Here is a 16362-nt window from a genome sequence, read left to right on the forward strand (position 1 = left end):
TGCCATGATGTGACCGTGATCGTGGATTGCGGGGTCTATTCGGAGGGTCTGCGGCACGACCTGCCCAAGGACCCCGAGACGGTCGCGCGGACCATCGGCACCGACCAGGAGGCGTTCGGCTGGGTCGGCCTGTACGAGCCGTCCGAGGCCGAGCTGGCCCGGGTCCAGGAACTGTTCGGCCTGCACCCGCTCGCCGTCGAGGACGCGCTCGAACCGCATCAGCGGCCCAAGGTCGAGCGCTACGACGACTCGTTCGTGATGGTCCTGCGCACGCTCTGGTACGTCGACGCCGAGGACGCCGTCGAGACCGGCCAGGTCAGCATCTTCGTCGGCCGCCGGTACGTCGTCACCGTCCGGCACGGCGAGGGCGCCCCACTGACCACCGCCCGCCAGGATCTCGAGGACCGGGCGGCGGTCCTCGGCCACGGCCCGGCCGCCGTGCTCTGGGCGATCTGCGACTCGATCGTGGACGGGTACGAGACGGTCGCGGAGGCCGTCGAGGTCGACGTCGACGAGGTGGAGACCTCGGTCTTCTCCCCCGAGCGCACCAGCGACGCGGAGCGGATCTACACGCTCAAGCGCGAGGTGCTGGAGATGCGCCGGGCGATCGCTCCGCTGCGGGAGCCGATCGAGGCGTTCGCGCACGGCGCCGTACCGGGGATCAGCCACGAGGCCGCGCCGTTCTTCCGCGACGTTGCCGACCACGTGATCCGCGTCTCCGACCAGACCGAGGCGCTCGACACCCTGCTCAGCTCGGCTCTGAACGCGCATCTCGCCCGCGTCTCGGTCCAGCAGAACGACGACATGCGCCGGATCTCCGCCTGGGTCGCGATCGCCGCCGCGCCGACGATGATCGCCGGTGTCTACGGGATGAACTTCCACAACATGCCCGAGCTGCGCTGGCACTACGGCTACTACGCCGTCGTCGCCCTGATGGTCGTCACCTGCACCAGCATGTACGCCGGCTTCCGCAAGGCCGGCTGGCTCGGTCCCTCGTAGACCGACTGAACCAGAACGCTGCCCGGTGCGTCTGAGCCGGTACGACGAGACGCCCGGGCGCTGGGAGCAGCCCGGGCGTCTCGTCGTACCGGCCGTGGCCGGATGCCGGCCGGCGTCAGGTCGCGGTGATCGTGCTGGTGGCGAGCAGGAGCAGGATGACGACGCCGAGCAGGACCCGGTAGAAGGCGAAGATCGAGGTCGAGTGCTTGGCGACGAAGCGGATCAGCCAGGCGACCGAGGCGTAGCCGACGATGAAGCTGACGATCGTGCCGACCAGCAGCGGTACCGGGCCGATGTCGCCGCCGAGCGCGTCCTTCAGCTCGAAGACCGCCGCGCCGACCAGCGCCGGGATGCCGAGCAGGAACGCCATCCGGGTCGAGGCGACCCGGTCCAGGCCGCGGAACAGACCGGCCGTGATGGTCGCGCCGGAGCGGGAAACGCCGGGGATCAGCGCCAGGCACTGGATCAGGCCCATCACGATCGCGTCGATCAGCGTGATCCGGGTCAGCGGCCGCGTCTTGCTGCCCAGTTTCTCGGCCGCGACCATGAAGAACGACCAGACGATCAGCGAGCCCGCGACCCACCACATGCTGCGCAGCGGGCCGGAGATGATGTCCTTGGCCAGGAAGCCGATGACGCAGATCGGCAGCGAGCCGACGATCACGAACCAGCCCATCCGGTGGTCGAACTCACCGCGGTACTCGGGGTGGCGCAGGCCGCGGAACCAGGCGACGGCGTACCGGCTGATGTCCTTCCACATGAACAGCACCACGGCCGCGATCGCGCCGAACTGGATCACCGCGGTGAACGCGGTGACGGCCGGGTCGTCGATCTTCTGGCCGAGCAGCTTCGCGGCGATGGTCAGGTGGCCCGTGCTGGACACGGGCAGGAATTCGGTCAGGCCCTCGACGATGCCGAGGATGATGGCGTCCCAGATCGACATGGGGTGTCAGTCACCGATCCCGGCGAGGTCGAGGGCTTCGGCCACCGTGCGCAGGGTCGCGATGCGCTGCTCCACGGTCGGCTCGAACGGGGTCAGGGCGACGGTCGTCGTCCCGGCTTCGGCGTACGCCGTGAGCTTGTCGGCGATCCGTTCCTTGCCGCCGAGCAGCGAGATCGAGTCGATGAAGCCGAGCGGTACGGCGGCCATCGCCTCGCGGTGCTTCTTGGCCAGGTACAGGTCCTGGATCTCCTTGGCCTCGTCGGCGTAGCCCATCCGGACCGCGAGGTTGTTGTAGAAGTTCTTCTCCCGGCTGCCCATCCCGCCGATGTAGAGCGCGGTGTAGCCGCGGATCGGGTCCGCGCCAGCCTCGATGTCGTCTCCGACCACGACCGGGACCGACGCGACGACGTCGAACCCGTCCATGCCGAGACCAGCTTGGCGGGTCGCTCGACCCGCCTTGATCAAGTTCAACTGCTCTCCCAGGAACGAGGGGTCGTTGAGGATGCCGAGCCAGCCGTCGGCGATCTCGCCGGCCAGCTCGAGGTTCTTCGGGCCGACCGCGGCCAGATAGACCGGTACGTGGTCACGGACCGGCCGGATGGACAGCTTGAGCGGCTTGCCGGGGCCGTCGGGCAGCGGCAGCGTGAAGTACTTGCCCTCGAACTTGACGGTCTCCCTGCGCATCGCCGAGTTCACGATCTCAACGTACTCACGGGTCCTGAGCAACGGCTGAGCAAACCGGACGCCGTGCCAGCCCTCCGACACCTGCGGGCCCGACACGCCGAGGCCGAGGCGGAACCGGCCGTTCGAGAGCCGGTCCAGGGTGGCTGCCGTCATCGCGGTCATGGCCGGTGTCCGGGCCGGGATCTGGAAGACCGCGGCCCCGATGTCGATGGTGGAGGTCTGGGCGGCGATCCAGCTGAGCAGCGTGGCGGCGTCCGAGCCGTACGCCTCCGCGGCCCAGGTGACCGAGAATCCGAGTGCTTCGGCCTCCTTCACCAGCCTCAGATGATCGAGGTGGTCGTCGCCACCGAAGACGAAGCCGATGTTGAGTCCGAGTCGCATGACAGGCGAGCCTAACGAGCCCTTGTCGGTGGCCCGCAATAGGCTCGCTCCATGCAGCAGCGCTATCTCGGTCACAGTGGCCTCACGGTGAGCAGGCTCGGCCTGGGCACCATGTCCTGGGGACGCGACACCGACGAACACGAGGCGCGCGAGCAGCTGGCCGCGTTCGTGGCCGCCGGTGGCACCCTGGTCGACACCGCGGCGGCGTACGGGGACGGTGACAGCGAGCGGCTGATCGGGTCGCTGCTCGGCGACGTGGTGGACCGTGACGACCTGGTGATCGCGACGAAGGCCGGCTTCAGCGTCCGGCGGGGCGAGCGGATCACCGACACCTCCCGCGGCGCGCTCCTACGCGACCTGGAGGGGTCCCTGCGGCGGCTGAACGTCGACTACATCGACCTGTGGCAGCTCCACACCTGGTCGGACGACGTGCCGCTCGAGGAGACCTTGTCGGCGCTGGATCACGCGGTGAGCTCGGGCAAGGTCCGGTACGTCGGCGTGTCCAACTACGCCGGCTGGAAGTCAGCCCGGGCGGTCACCTGGCAGCAGGCCTGGCCAGGGCGCGCCGTACCGGTCTCGAACCAGGTGGAGTACTCGCTGCTCGCCCGGGACGCCGAGGCGGACGCCATCCGGGCCGCTGGTGGGCTCGGCATCGGCGTACTGGCGTGGTCGCCGCTTGGGCGGGGTGTGTTGACTGGGAAGTACCGGACCGGCATCCCGGCGGACTCGCGGGCCGCGTCTCAGCATCTGTCCAGATTCGTCGACCCCTATCTCGACGGGCGAGGTTCGGGCATCGTGGAAGCGGTCGCCCGTGCCGCTGACGGACTGGGCTGGACCCCGCTCGAGGTGGCGCTCACCTGGGTCAGGGACCGGCCCGGGGTGACCGCGGCGATCGTCGGGGCCCGGACGGCGATGCAGCTGAAGTCGGTACTGGGTGTGGAGGAGCTGACTCTGCCGCCGGCCATCGTGGCGGCGCTGGAGGATGTTTCGTGAGGTAATGCTTGTTCCGGAAGGTTCGGAGGTGCGGATGGCCGAATACGAGTTGCAGCAGTTCGAGGTGTCCCGGACGGAGACGCGTGGAGCTGTGCGGCGGCTGCTGACTGAGCATGCCGAGTACGGCGGCTGGGAGCTCGCCCGGCTCCGGCGCTATCCCGACGGCACCCGCCGGGTCTGGCTCCGCCGCCGCATCATCAAGGTGATGCGGACCCTCTAGAGGTCGTGCCGGACCCAGACGTTGGGTTCGACGTACACGGCGTAGTTGTGCTCGACGTCACAACGCACCGGCACCAATGCCTTCGGGACGACGACCTCGCCCGTGCGGTCGAACGGCAGCCCGGTCCATTCGCGCCACTCGGCCAGCGACCCCGCCATCACCATCGACCGCTCCGCGACCTGCACGATCTCGGCGCCGGCCTTAACGTGCACCCGCAGCCAGGGGTCGACCGGCAGGCCGTCATCACGGACCTGCTGGATGTACTCGCTCATCGGCTGGTGCGGATCCTGCTTGCCGTTCGGGCGGACCGGCGCATAGAGCGTCTTCAGGCCCATCGCCTGGACATTGCGGCGCATGGTCGCGAGCATCTCGTGGGACAGTCCCCGGCCGAGGTGGCTGGCGGTGATCGAGATCTCCAGGGCGCTGGCGACTGTCGGCGTACGGCCGTGGCGGTGGTCCGCGACGCCCCAGATCAGCGCCCGGTCCCAGCCTCCGCTGGGGAGGTCGGTGCGGTCCTCGTTCGGGTACTCGAACGGGATGCTCCGTCCGTGCGCGACCAGGACGTCGCCCTCCATCGCCATCAGGCAGTGCTCGGGGAACAGCTCCGGCACCCGGCCCATCAGCGAGCCACCGATCGGGTCCTGCGCCATGAACGTCGGCCAGCCGCCCTTGAACCCGTCCAGCAACTCGAACAGCTCAGGCCGCTCGGCCAGGGTGGTGATCACGATCGCGTCGGACATGAATCGCAGTCTGGCAGGGAGCGCTCTGCGCTGCAGCCGTATTTCTCCTGAGCACCAGGACTGCGAGGGCAACTGCAGCAGTCAAGCAGCCTGCCCCGATCAACGTGTGTTCCGCGCCCGCGGCCGCGATCACCGATCCACCGACCAGCAGGCCGGCCGAGCTGCCCGCGTTCACCACGACGGTCTGCCCGGAGAGCAACGCGCGCCGCTCGGCTCCGGTCGACGATCTCGTGATCACTCGCGAGATCGCCGTGATCCCGAGCACCAGCGTCGCTCCGGAGAGCGCGGCCACACCGGCGATCGCCGGCGGCGTCGTCCAGATCCCCATCCCGATCCAGCACACACCCATCAGCGTCCAGGCGAGAGCGGCCAGCGGCGCCGGTGAGAAACGCCGGACCACGGCCAGCGACGCGATCGTGCCCACCACCGACCCCAAGCCATAGCCGGACATCCCGGCCGCGAGATAGACGCCCGGCCGGCCGCGCTCAGCACCGATCACGGACAACCCGAGCGGAAACGCGAACCAGGTGAATGACCCCGTCCCACGGGCGATCCAGCCATACAGAACGTCCGGCCGCCCCGCCAGACTCCCCCGGATCGAGGGCGCCTCCACCACGACCGGAGAGCGCTCCCCGACGATCCCGATCGCGAGCAGCCCGGCAATCAATACGGCAACCGCCTCCACCCACAACATCGAGTCGGTGAACCCAGCCGCCACCGCCAACGCCCCAGCGGGCGCACCCAGCACCATCCCGACCCGCCGGATCCCGTCCTGCCAGGTCAGCAACAACACCGCCCGGTCAGGCCCCCACCGATCTCCGGTATCAGCGAGCAGCGCACTCCGCCCCGGAGCCGACAACGCGTCCGCACAGCCCAGCAGCAGCCCACTCGCGATCAACACCCATGCCTGCAGCAACCCGAACACGGCCGCCGCCGGAACCATCGCCAACGCCGCCGCCTGAACAACCGCGAGCACCGCCAGCCGCGTCCCCGAATCAACCCACTGCCTAGCCCGCCGAGCCCACCACGGCGACAACAGAACCGGCACCCCAGCACATCCACCGGCCAGCCCGGTCGCCGCCACCGACCCCGTCTGCTGCAACACCACCAGCGGCAACGCCACCTGCGTGAACCGCAGAGCCAGATCCGCGGAACCACTGCCTGCCAACAGAAACAACGCATCCCGGCGAGCTCTCACACCTTCGATGGTCGTCGCGTCGAGTCGCCCCTGGTAGCCGGCAGCAACAGGCCATCAGTCATAGGCTGGGCCTATGGCCTCATTACCTTCGGTCGAGGACCTGCAACTCGTCCTCGCGATCAGCAGAACCGGCTCGGTCGGTACTGCCGCCCGCGAACTGCGGATCTCCCAACCCTCGGCATCCCAGCGTCTGGCAAGGATCGAACGCAGCTGCGGCACCGAACTCTTCACCCGCGACACCCGAGGTGCCCGCCCCACCGCCGCCGGCCACGAACTGGCCCGCCGGGCCGAGCACATCCTCGACCACCTCGACGGGGTCTACGCCGCCACCCGGGCAGCCGTCGCCGGCGAGCGCCTCTCCATCGGCACCTTCGCCAGTCTCGCGCCGGTCCTCTTCCCGGTACTGGACGCCGAGCTCCCCGACGTCGACATCGCCCAAGAGGTCGACCACGGCCGGTTCCTGGTCGGACTAGTTGCCGAGGGCACCATGGACGCCGCCTTCATCGCGATCGCCGACCAGATGGTCCTCCCCCGCGGCGCCGTCGCCCGCCCGGTCGGCCGCGACGAACTGGTCCTCTTCGTCCCAGCCGGCGTCGCCCCACCCGGCACCGGGAAGTACCCGCTGAGACAGCGCGATCTCCCCTTCTCCACCTACGATCTCGGCGCCGACGAGATCCGCACCCGCCTGATCGCCCACGGCGCCAAGGCCCGCCGTGGCATCACCCTCGCCACCACCGTCGCCATGGCCCGCCGTCGCTCCCAGCTGGCCCTGGTCCCCCGCAGCGCCCTCTCCCATGAGCTCTTCCCCGGCGAACGCCTGGTCCCCGCTCCCTTCCGCTACCGCCTGACCCTCAGCATGATCACCGGCACGACTCCACCCCCACGCCTACTCGCCCTCCTCCCGACCTTGCGGGACGCTCTCCACCTGACGTCTGTGCGTCGTGCCTCGGCACGCTGATCGAGGTCTTGCGCGTCACAGCCAGCCGCGGCGGGCCGCGGTAAGGCTGGCCTGGAAGCGGGTCGAGGCGCCGAGCTCCTGCATCAGCCGATGGATCCGCCGTTGGGTGGTCCGTTCGCTCCAGCCCTGCGAGCGGGCGATCGCCGTATCGGTGAGCCCGGAGGCGAGCAGCTCCAGCAGGCATCGGGTCTCCTCGTCCGGCTGCGTCCCGTCGTCGACCTGCTCTCCGGCCGCTGACAAGACGGCGGCGCGTTCCCATTCGCCTTCGAAGAGGGACTCGAGTGCCACCAGCATCGGCGACTGGTGGATGAGGTACGCCGCCGACTGACCACCGGCCGCCAGGCTGAACGGGATGATCGCCAACTGGTTGTCGCTGATCACCAGCTTCAGTGGCAGCTCGGGCCGTACCCGGGCCTTCTCCCCCGCTCTGATGCTGGGCGCGATATCGGAGGTCATCCGGCCCGGCCACGCCACCGCCTCCTGGCTGTAGATCACCCGGTGGCTCACGCCGTGCCGCTGACGCTCGATCTGCAGATCGAGGTTCACGCCCGGCCTGTCGACGTACGGCGGCCGGTCGAACGCGCGGATCTCCCGGCGCGCGTCAGCCGTCATCCGGGCCACCGCCGAGCTGATGTCGTCGCGATCGGTGAGCAGCTCGACCGCCAGCTCCGGATGCGTGATCCGGGCCGCCTCCCGGTAGGTCTCCATCAGCTGGTGGACCATCGAGCGGGCCTCGTCCAGCCGATGCTGCTGCTCGTCGATCAGTGCGGCGACCGAGACATCGGGGACGGTGGCGGCGAAGCGCGGCGGCCGGCCGGCACTCCGGGTGGCGAGGCCGTCCCTGACCAGACCGGAGAGCAGCCGGCCGACAGTAGCCGCGGTCAGTCCGCAGGCCTCGGCCAGCTCCGAAGCAGTGCAATGCGGCAGCCCGACCAAAGCGGTATAGACGCGCTCCGTTTCGTCGGTGAGTCCCAGCACATCCAGTTTCATGAAACCTCCGCCGTGCCGGTGGCGACTCTCCGCCACCCGGCGTACTTCAGCCACCCACATTCCTTGTGCCGTTGGTGTCTGCGTTGACATTCTCCATCTGAAGTCCTCCCCACTGTGTCCTATTCGAAGGGCCCGCCAATGCCCCATGCCCAGTTCCGGTACGGCGCCGCGACTCTCACCGTGATGGCTCTGACAGCCACCATCGTCTCCGGCAGCTCCACCCTTGCCTCCGCCGCACCCAGCACTCCGGCTCAGCCGCCCGTTGCCAGTACGCCGCTGGGTAGCGCGGCCACGCCTCCCGGCCAACGGCAGGGTGTAGTACCAGGTCAGGTACTGGTCACTCTGAACCAGAACACCTCGGTGACCGGGCCAGCGCTCGCCGGACCTGCTCAGCGCCGGCTGGCCGCCCGCGCCCCGCAGACCAGCGACAAGACTCTCAACGCCAAGCTGCGCGCGGCGGGCGCAACCTCCCTGCACCCGCTGTTCCCCACGCTCTCCACCGCTGACGCACCTGATCTGTCCAGGACCTACGTGGTCAGCGTCCGGGAGAAGGACTCCGCAGCAGTCGCCAGCACCCTCCAGGGCACCTCGGGCGTCGCGTACGCCGAACCGGATCGCTACGTGAACACCATGAACGCCGGGCCGCAGTCACTGCCCAGCTACGCGACCAAGACGCCGCCTCCACCCGCTGACTCCAGCTCTACCGAGGTACCGACGAACTATGCCGTGTCGAACTCCGCCCAGGCCTTCCTCAACGCCGGCGGGGTCAACGCGATGGGTGCCTTCAGCACCCTTCAGAAGAACTTCGGCCAGCAGCCCGGCACCGGCGAGATCATCACCAACGTGTCCGTCGGCGACCTCACCGACCAGTCGATGGCCGATGCCGGGGACGCCTATGTGAAGGGCTACGGCCCGACCACGGTCCTGAAGGACGGCCGGCGGTACCTCGATCTGCCCTCGATGCCCCTGATCCCCACCTACGTCGCCGGCGCCGACGGTTCGCTCGACCCGGCCGGCTCGACCAAGAACCAGGACCCTGTCCTCGGCGAGGTACTGCTCGACTTCAGCGTGATGGCACCGCTGCCACACGATCAGCAGCGCGCTGAAGCCACCGGCACCGGCTACACCGACCTGCTCGGCATCGCGCCGGGCGCCGGCTACCGGCTGGTCGTCCCGCAGGAGCCGACGATCAGGCAGATCGCCGGCGCGCTGCTGGCCGCCGCCCACCAGACACCGCGGCCCAGCGTGATCACCGCGAGCCTCGGCTTCGGCACCGACTCGATCGGTTTCCCGGGCCGCTACCTGGAGGACGACCCGTACGTCCGGTCCGTGGTCGCCTCGATCGTCAAGAACGACGGCATCGTGGTGTCGATCTCCTCCAACGACGGCACCAGGCTCTACACGCCCGCCGCGGTCGGCCCCGACGGTGGCAGCACCCCCACCGACAAGGCCGCGAACGCCGCCTCCGCGACCACCATCGACGACGTCGCGCTGACCACCACGCCGTCACAGGTTCCCGACTCCGGCGCGATCGCCGCCGGTGGGACCACCTTGGACGACACCCTCGCAGTACCGGCGAACTCCGGCGCCGCGCACACCGGCACCTACGCGGAGACCCGGATCAGTGGCTTCGGCACCTTCTCCTCCGGCTTCGGCAGCCGGCTCGACCTGTCCGCCCCGAGTGACAACATCATCGCCTTCCAGCATTCCGCCGGCGGCACCGCGCAGGCGGTCAGCGCGGTGTTCAACGGCGGTACGTCGGCGTCGGCGCCCGAGATCGCCGCGGCCGCCGCAGTGGTGTTGCAGGCCGGCCGACTGGCAGGTCATCGGCTCACTCCTGGGCAGGTCCGGGACCTGCTCGCGGAGACCGGCCGTCGGGTCGAGACCCCGCCGCAGATCGACCGGAAGCTGCAGGTCGGGCCGCAGATCGACGTGACCGCCGCTACCGAGAAGGCGCTGGGCAGCAAGCTGAAGGACGCCCACCCCTCGATCATCCGGCTCTCGGTCGCCCATCGGGTCACCGTGGGAGGCCTCGGCGGCATCTTCCTCGAGACCACAGACCAGAACCGGATCGACCTCGGTGACATGGCCTCCGGCGGCAACGGCGAGGGCCTGGTCGGCCCCGTCACGTTCGCTGCGGACGTCACCGGGATGCCTCGCGGCGGCAATACGCAGTACCGGCTCACCGTCGGCTCAGACCATCCGGTCAGCTTCTCCTCCGCCACCCCGGCGATCAGGGTGACGCCCCGCCAGCTTCTGTCCGCGGCTGGACTTCCGGTGACCTCCACGACCGACCGCAGTGTCGACCTCACCTTCGAGGTGCTGATCAACGGCACGGTGCAGGCCGCTGTCCGCCGTACCCTGGCCATTGGCCCGAGCGACGGCCGGTACGTCGAATCCACCGCGCCGCTCGCGCCCGCGACCGCTCGGGCAGGTAAGCCGGTCACCGTCTCGTACGACCTGACCGGCGTCACCACCGCCACCGCTCCCGAACTGGTGGTCTCCACCGTCGGCCACTGGAACCCGTCCCTCGGCCCGATCTTCTCCGCCGGCTGGCACCAGCCCCTGACCGCATCGACCGGCACCGTCACCATCCCGGCCGACGCCTTCAAAGGCGGCGGCGGCCTCTACGGCATCGGCATCGTCCTGTCGGGCTTCGGCGGCAACCCCAGCTTCGTCAAGTACGGCGAATTCGCCCCCATCCGGATCGACGGCGGCTCCGAGTTCAGCCGGCCCGAGGCACCGACCTTCGCCGCGGGTGTCCACAGCGCGGTCGTGACGCGCTCCGCGCCCACCTTCGAGCTGAGCTACGACGTCCACGGCGTTCCCGGCGCGAAGTCGGCGGTCGTCGAGTTCTCGGCCGCGGCGCCGACGCTGTTCAACTCGATGAACACGTTCACCAACGCCAACGGCACGACGCTGGACAACGACGGAGTGAACACGCCGTCCGCCGCGACCAGGACGCTCCCCACGACGTCCGGCACCGTCCGGCTCAACGCGCTGTCCCTCGGCCTGGCCACCTCCACCGGCTACAGCGTCCGCGTCCTCGCCGTCGACAGCAAGCAGCGCATCACCGGCCAGGCGTCAGCCGTCTCGAACCTGGTCGTCGACGACGGCCTCGCGCCTGAGGGCAGTACGCTCCTGAGCTTCATCGCTGCCGGTGACAACTCGATCGCCGCGCTGCGCACCGTCGCCGGTGGCGCCGAGGTGCGGCGGTACTCGACGGCGACCGGCACTTACGGCGCCGTACTGACCTCGGATCCCGGCGCCGGTTCCGACTACCACGTGATCGGCGTGGCCCCGGACTCGCACCGGGTGCTGCTCGCGCACGCGACCCAGGCGGGTGGCGACGTCCGGCTCGAGACCTGGGACAGTGCGAACGGCACGCTGGTCGGTGATTCGGTACTCCGGGCTTCGGAGTACCGGGTTGTCGCCGGCAGGGTCGATGCCAAGCGCAATCGGGCCGCCGTACTGGTTCGCACCATCACCGGGAACGTCGACTCGGTCCTGCCTGTCTCCCTCGCCGATGGCAGCGTCGGGGTGGCGATCATTGCTGATGGCAACGGTGCGGTCGCGGCCGGAACGTACAGCCTGCTGGAGTTGGATCAGTCCACGGGCGGTGTGTTCCTCGGCAAGATCGGCAGCGCGATCCTCTGCCTCGGCGGGGTCGCGCCGGCCAAGATCGACCTCGACACCGCGACGGTGACCACCGTCGGATCGGTGTCGGCCTGTGGTCATGGGATCGTCTCGGACGGGGCGGGCACGCTGTACAACCTGGCGGCCGGCTCGGTCAGCACGAAGATCGCGCCGACCACGACGCTCACGCCGTACGACGAGGCGACCCAGACCGCGGGCGACGGGCTCGCGTTGCGCAAGGGCACGCCGAGCACGCTCGCCGTGGACGGCATCCATCACGTCGCGCTGGTGTCGTTCGCGGCCCCTGAAGGCGCGATCTACTTCGGCTCCCAACAGGGCGTCGTCTCCGACAACAACGCGACCAGCCAGGTGGCGGTCGTCGACCTCACCAGCGGGAAGGTGATCCGTACGCTCAACACCGGGATTGTCACCAACCGCGGTGGGTTGCTGCTGCACGGCGTACAGGACACCTCGCTCCAGCTGGACCCGGCCACCCGCTCGGCCTGGACGTACAGCCCGGACGGCACCCAGCTACAGCAGTTCTCCTACTAGCCGTACCCCTACTAGCGGGCCGGGGAGCGGCAGCACGCCGCTCCCCGTCCTCAGAACTGCACGCCTCGGGTCAGGGCCCCGTCGACGACCAGGTTGGTGCCGGTGATGAAGCTGGCGACGGGGCTGGCCAGGAAGACCGCGGCGCGGGCGATCTCGTCGGGGCGGGCCATCCGGCCGGTCGGGTTCAGGGCGAGGGCTTCTTGGAAGAACTCGGGGTTGTTCTGCTCGATGCTCTCCCACACGCCACCTGGGAAGTAGGTGTTGCCGGGCGAGATCGAGTTGGCCCGGATCCCCTTGCCGGCAAGCTGATACGCGAGCCCCTGGGTGTAGTGCACGATCGCCGCCTTGAACGTGCCGTAGGCGCCGGCGGCAAAATCGATCTCCCGGCCGGACACGCTCGACACGGTGACGATCGACGGCGCCCGGCTCTCCTCGAGAAACGGCATCGCGGCGTTGACCAGCCGGACCGTCCCCATCATGTCGACCTGGAAGCTCTGCTGCCAGAACTCCTCGCCCTCGCCGATCGCGAGGGCGCTCACATTGGAGACCACGACGTCGATGCCACCCAGTTCGGCAGCGCTGTCACGTACCCACTGGGAAAGCGCTTCCGCGTCGCCGACGTCCACTGCCCGTCCGCTCACGGTCGCGCCGGCTGCCTTCAACTTCTCCGTCGATGCCGTGACATCGGCCTCGGTCCGGGCACAGAACGCGACGGCGGCCCCTTCCGCCACCAGACCTTCGACGATCGCGTGCCCGATCCCCTTGGTCCCACCGGTCACCAACGCCTTGAGCCCCGCCAGCTGCAGATCCATCGTTGTCAGGCCTCCGAGAAGAATCGGTCCAGCACCCGGGAGCCGAACTCCAGGGACGCGGTCGGCACCCGCTCGTCGATGCCGTGGAACATACCCATGAAGTCCAGATCCGGCGGCAGCTGCAGCGGCACGAATCCGAAGCACCGGACACCGAGCCGGGACCAGGACTTGGCGTCCGTACCGCCCGACATCAGCAACGGCGCCGTCCGGCTCTGCGGGTCCTCCGCCTTGAGTACCGACTTCATGATCTCGACCAGCCGGCCGTCGTAGCTGGTCTCCAGCGCGATGTCCTCGATCACCGTCTCGCGCTGCACCTTGTCGCCGAGCAACTCGTCGATAGTGGCGAAGAACTCGTCCTCGTACCCCGGCAGGAACCGCCCGTCGACATGCGCCTCGGCATCGCCAGGGATCACGTTGACCTTGTACCCCGCGCTCAGCATCGTTGGGTTGGCGGTGTTGCGGATTGTTGCCCCGAACATCCGGCTGAAGCTCCCGAGCTTGGCCAGCGTCTCGGTCATGTCCTCGGGATCGAGCTCGGTCCCGAGCACGTCCTCGAGCGTCTTGAGGAACTCCTTGACCGTCGGCGTCAACCGCAACGGCCATTCGTGGTTGCCGATCCGGGTGACCGCCTCGACCAGGTTCGTCACCGCGTTGTCGTTGTTCACCATCGACCCGTGGCCCGCCGTACCGCGCGCCTTGAGCCGCATCCAGTTCATCCCCTTCTCGGCGGTCTCGATCAGGTACAACCGCAGGTCGTCCTTCATCGTCACCGAGAACCCACCGACCTCACCGATCCCCTCGGTGCAGTCCGAGACCGTCTCCGGATGGTTCTTGATCAGCCACTGGGCCCCGTACAGCCCACCGGCCTCCTCATCCGCCGTGAACACCAACCGCACCGGCCGCCGCGGCTTCACTCCCGCCCGCTGCCGCGCCCGCACGACGGAGATCACCATCGCGTCGAAGTCCTTCATGTCGACCGCGCCGCGCCCCCACACGCACCCGTCGAAAATCTCCCCCGCGAACGGATCCACCTTCCAGTCCTTCGGATCCGCCGGCACCACATCCAAATGCCCATGCACCAGCAACGGCTCAGCCTCTGGATCCTCACCCTCCCAGGTCGCCACCAACGACGCCCGCCCAGGCTCCGACTCATAAATCGTCGAGTCGATCCCCACCTCACCCAACTTCGCCGCGACGTACTCCGCGGCGTCCCGCTCCCCGTTGCTCTTCCCGTTCCCGTAGTTGGTCGTGTCGAACCGGATCAACTCACTACACAGCTCCACCACCTCGGCGTCAGGGCTGTAGGACTGGTCACCGGGGCTCGAAAAAGTCATACCCCCACCCTGCCAGGGCCCGATGTGAAATTCACCCGTGGGGTTTGCTAAGGTTCTCCAGTCGACGCCGCACAGCGGCAGACACCACTCGTCCGGGTGGCGGAATGGCAGACGCGCTAGCTTGAGGTGCTAGTGTCCTTTACGGGACGTGGGGGTTCAAGTCCCCCCTCGGACACGCAACTTATCCACACGGTCGGCCAACGGGTCGACCTCCACGTCGAGAATCTGATCGACGTGGTGATAGACCAGTGAGAGCCTCAGCGCTCCATACAGCTGGCTCCTCTCCTCCGGTTCCGCTCTCTCCAGAGCCCGAGCCATATCTCCCAGCTGATCGACGTACCCCTCCAGTTCCTCGCGGCTCATCACCGCCTCAGGAGGAACCTGTGTGATCGCCGTCTCAGCAGCCCGCTTCTCCGCCACAGCAGCGTTGTACTGCTCCCGCAGCGCCGCCGGATCCCATCCGGAATTCAACGCTCGCTGCAAGCGCCCCATCACGACCTCAGCCGCCGCAACGCGCCCGTGCAACTGCGCCATGTGCTCGTCGCGACGCGCCGAACTGTCATCGGACGCCAGAAGTAAGTCAATCGTTACCTGCCGATTCAACGGCCCGAACAACTCCCCGATCCACCGATTGATCGCCTGCGTGACCAGGTCCTCCCGAAGATAAATCTGCTGCGGGTGCGCCAGCGCCGTCACCGATTCCGGCAGCAAGGTCCGGGCGTTGCACCGGTAGTACTTCACCTCCTTGTGCCGCGCAGCCCCCTCCATCTTGCGGTCACAGATCCCACACCTGACCCGCCCACGCAGCTCGTAGGTCCGCTTCTTCGAAACCCGCTGGCGGCCCCTGGAGGACCACCCGTTGACCCCGCCGACCCGCCTCTTACGCTTCTCGAGCTGAGCAGCAGTGAATGTCTCCACTGACACGATCGCCGGATGCGCTGGCTCCCGCGACCGCACGATCTTCGCCTGCGGCGACCGCTTGAACCGAGCGATGTAGCCCGCAGCAACATCCTCCGGATCAAGCAACTCCTCAACCTTCTGCCACCGCCCATAGATCGCGTACCCCGTGTACCGCGGATTCTCCAGAATCGCAACGACAGCCGAGTGCTGCCACCCGTCCATCTTCCGGTGCCGATTCTGCTGCGGCGCATGCGCCGACGGACACGGCACCCCATCCCGATTCAACTGCTCCGCGATCGCCTTGCTCCCCCACCCGGCGAGATACATCTCAAAGATCCGCTGAACCACCGCCGCCGCGGCGTCATCCACCACCAACACCCGCAACCGCTGCCCCTCCTGCGCCTTCCGCGGATGCGGATGAGGCCCACCATCCACCACCAGATACCCGTACGGCGGCCGCCCACCCTGATACCGCCCATCAATCAACACCTGAGCAGCCATCGCCGCCCGAACCCGCCGCTGCACATGCTGCCGCTCAGACTTCGACAACCCACCAGTAATCGTCATCGCCATGTCATGCACCGTGTTCTCCGGATCAAACCGCCCACCCAGACTCGGTATCCACAGGGACACCCCATACCGATCAAACTTCGGCCACGTCAGACTGAACTGATTACTGAACCAACACCGAGTCGCCTCCCCCACCACCAACCCATCCCACCCACGCCCGGGATCCTTGAGCGCCTGCAACACCCGATTGGCCTCGCCCCTACGCTCCCAAGGCAACGACCGAGACTGCCCAATATCGAAGAACTCCTCAACAATCTCGCCACCCAACGGCTCAACAAACCGAGCCGCCTCCCCCACCTGCCAGGCCTTCGACGTGGCCGGATCCTGATTGTCCTCAGTCGAACACCGCCCATAAAACGCCAATCGCCCAACCCCACCCGCGTTGCCGGCGTCAGCCGCCAACGCCTCCATCCCCAACAGCTCATCCAAGGTCCCCCACGCTTCAGCCCCAT

General features: G+C 68.4%; 13 protein-coding genes, 1 tRNA gene and 1 pseudogene. 6 read left to right on the forward strand and 9 right to left on the reverse strand.

The window, feature by feature from the left end; translation table 11 throughout:
• The first annotated feature begins 15 nt into the window (after window positions 1-15).
• Window positions 16-999 (forward strand): magnesium/cobalt transporter CorA, encoded by a 984-nt coding sequence (gene corA / locus ABD116_RS21015; protein ID WP_343972628.1) that lies wholly within the window; start codon window positions 16-18, stop codon window positions 997-999.
• A 115-nt stretch (window positions 1000-1114) separates the two neighbouring features.
• Here the strand turns inward: corA and ABD116_RS21020 are convergent, their stop codons facing one another.
• Window positions 1115-1942 (reverse strand): undecaprenyl-diphosphate phosphatase, encoded by an 828-nt coding sequence (locus tag ABD116_RS21020; protein WP_343972631.1) that lies wholly within the window; start codon window positions 1940-1942, stop codon window positions 1115-1117.
• Between the two features lie 6 nt (window positions 1943-1948).
• Window positions 1949-3007 (reverse strand): LLM class F420-dependent oxidoreductase, encoded by a 1059-nt coding sequence (locus tag ABD116_RS21025; RefSeq protein WP_343972634.1) that lies wholly within the window; start codon window positions 3005-3007, stop codon window positions 1949-1951.
• 51 nt (window positions 3008-3058) lie between these two features.
• On the opposite strand from ABD116_RS21025, the gene ABD116_RS21030 reads away from it, so the two are divergent.
• Together ABD116_RS21030 and ABD116_RS21035 are read left to right on the forward strand one after the other, a co-directional pair.
• Complete coding sequence (locus tag ABD116_RS21030) at window positions 3059-4000, forward strand: aldo/keto reductase (RefSeq protein WP_270138833.1); 942 nt, start codon at window positions 3059-3061, stop codon at window positions 3998-4000.
• A gap of 34 nt (window positions 4001-4034) precedes the next feature.
• Entirely contained in the window at window positions 4035-4220 is a 186-nt protein-coding gene (locus ABD116_RS21035; protein WP_185445878.1) for a DUF5703 family protein, read from the forward strand.
• Here ABD116_RS21035 and ABD116_RS21040 read toward each other — a convergent pair.
• On the reverse strand, window positions 4217-4960 hold the full coding sequence (locus ABD116_RS21040; RefSeq protein ID WP_343972642.1) for an N-acetyltransferase: 744 nt from the start codon (window positions 4958-4960) through the stop codon (window positions 4217-4219). The two genes, ABD116_RS21035 and ABD116_RS21040, sit on opposite strands and share 4 nt — an antisense overlap.
• Window positions 4917-6158 (reverse strand): MFS transporter, encoded by a 1242-nt coding sequence (locus ABD116_RS21045; protein ID WP_343972645.1) that lies wholly within the window; start codon window positions 6156-6158, stop codon window positions 4917-4919. Before ABD116_RS21045 ends, ABD116_RS21040 begins: the two co-directional genes overlap by 44 nt.
• 73 nt (window positions 6159-6231) lie before the next feature.
• Here ABD116_RS21045 and ABD116_RS21050 point away from each other — a divergent pair, with 73 nt between their 5' ends.
• Window positions 6232-7116, forward strand: a complete 885-nt coding sequence (locus tag ABD116_RS21050; protein WP_343972648.1) for a LysR family transcriptional regulator — start codon at window positions 6232-6234, stop codon at window positions 7114-7116.
• 15 nt (window positions 7117-7131) lie between these two features.
• Here ABD116_RS21050 and ABD116_RS21055 read toward each other — a convergent pair whose 3' ends face one another.
• Entirely contained in the window at window positions 7132-8106 is a 975-nt protein-coding gene (locus tag ABD116_RS21055) for a helix-turn-helix domain-containing protein (RefSeq protein ID WP_343972651.1), read from the reverse strand.
• Window positions 8107-8244: 138 nt separating this feature from the next.
• Between ABD116_RS21055 and ABD116_RS21060 the strand changes: the two genes are divergently transcribed.
• Window positions 8245-12294, forward strand: a complete 4050-nt coding sequence (locus tag ABD116_RS21060; RefSeq protein ID WP_343972654.1) for a S8 family serine peptidase — start codon at window positions 8245-8247, stop codon at window positions 12292-12294.
• Window positions 12295-12344: 50 nt separating this feature from the next.
• Here ABD116_RS21060 and ABD116_RS21065 read toward each other — a convergent pair whose 3' ends face one another.
• Window positions 12345-13106 carry an SDR family NAD(P)-dependent oxidoreductase gene (locus tag ABD116_RS21065; protein ID WP_343972656.1) on the reverse strand — a complete coding sequence of 254 codons (762 nt, stop codon included), beginning with the start codon at window positions 13104-13106 and terminating at the stop codon, window positions 12345-12347.
• Between the two features lie 5 nt (window positions 13107-13111).
• Complete coding sequence (locus ABD116_RS21070) at window positions 13112-14440, reverse strand: M20/M25/M40 family metallo-hydrolase (RefSeq protein WP_343972659.1); 1329 nt, start codon at window positions 14438-14440, stop codon at window positions 13112-13114.
• Window positions 14441-14530: 90 nt separating this feature from the next.
• On the opposite strand from ABD116_RS21070, the gene ABD116_RS21075 reads away from it, so the two are divergent.
• Window positions 14531-14615 (forward strand) — tRNA-Leu (locus ABD116_RS21075).
• Here the strand turns inward: ABD116_RS21075 and ABD116_RS21080 are convergent.
• Window positions 14597-15709, reverse strand: coding sequence for a recombinase family protein (locus ABD116_RS21080; protein ID WP_343972662.1), 1113 nt, complete (start codon window positions 15707-15709; stop codon window positions 14597-14599). The genes ABD116_RS21075 and ABD116_RS21080 overlap by 19 nt on opposite strands.
• A 132-nt stretch (window positions 15710-15841) precedes the next feature.
• Window positions 15842-16321: pseudogene (locus ABD116_RS41825) on the reverse strand (recombinase family protein); the annotation flags it as partial.
• Between the last annotated feature and the right edge of the window lie 41 nt (window positions 16322-16362).

This window comes from Kribbella koreensis (assembly GCF_039525325.1).
Lineage (GTDB): Bacteria > Actinomycetota > Actinomycetes > Propionibacteriales > Kribbellaceae > Kribbella > Kribbella koreensis.

Bases quoted from the DNA above. Each gene is read 5' to 3' on its own strand.
- ABD116_RS21020 (WP_343972631.1), bottom strand. From the start codon at position 1,942: ATGTCGATCTGGGACGCCATCATCCTCGGCATCGTCGAGGGCCTGACC.
- ABD116_RS21025 (WP_343972634.1), bottom strand. From the start codon at position 3,007: ATGCGACTCGGACTCAACATCGGCTTCGTCTTCGGTGGCGACGACCAC.
- ABD116_RS21030 (WP_270138833.1), top strand. From the start codon at position 3,059: ATGCAGCAGCGCTATCTCGGTCACAGTGGCCTCACGGTGAGCAGGCTC.
- ABD116_RS21035 (WP_185445878.1), top strand. From the start codon at position 4,035: ATGGCCGAATACGAGTTGCAGCAGTTCGAGGTGTCCCGGACGGAGACG.
- ABD116_RS21040 (WP_343972642.1), bottom strand. From the start codon at position 4,960: ATGTCCGACGCGATCGTGATCACCACCCTGGCCGAGCGGCCTGAGCTG.
- ABD116_RS21050 (WP_343972648.1), top strand. From the start codon at position 6,232: ATGGCCTCATTACCTTCGGTCGAGGACCTGCAACTCGTCCTCGCGATC.
- ABD116_RS21055 (WP_343972651.1), bottom strand. From the start codon at position 8,106: ATGAAACTGGATGTGCTGGGACTCACCGACGAAACGGAGCGCGTCTAT.
- ABD116_RS21060 (WP_343972654.1), top strand. From the start codon at position 8,245: ATGCCCCATGCCCAGTTCCGGTACGGCGCCGCGACTCTCACCGTGATG.
- ABD116_RS21065 (WP_343972656.1), bottom strand. From the start codon at position 13,106: ATGGATCTGCAGCTGGCGGGGCTCAAGGCGTTGGTGACCGGTGGGACC.
- ABD116_RS21070 (WP_343972659.1), bottom strand. From the start codon at position 14,440: ATGACTTTTTCGAGCCCCGGTGACCAGTCCTACAGCCCTGACGCCGAG.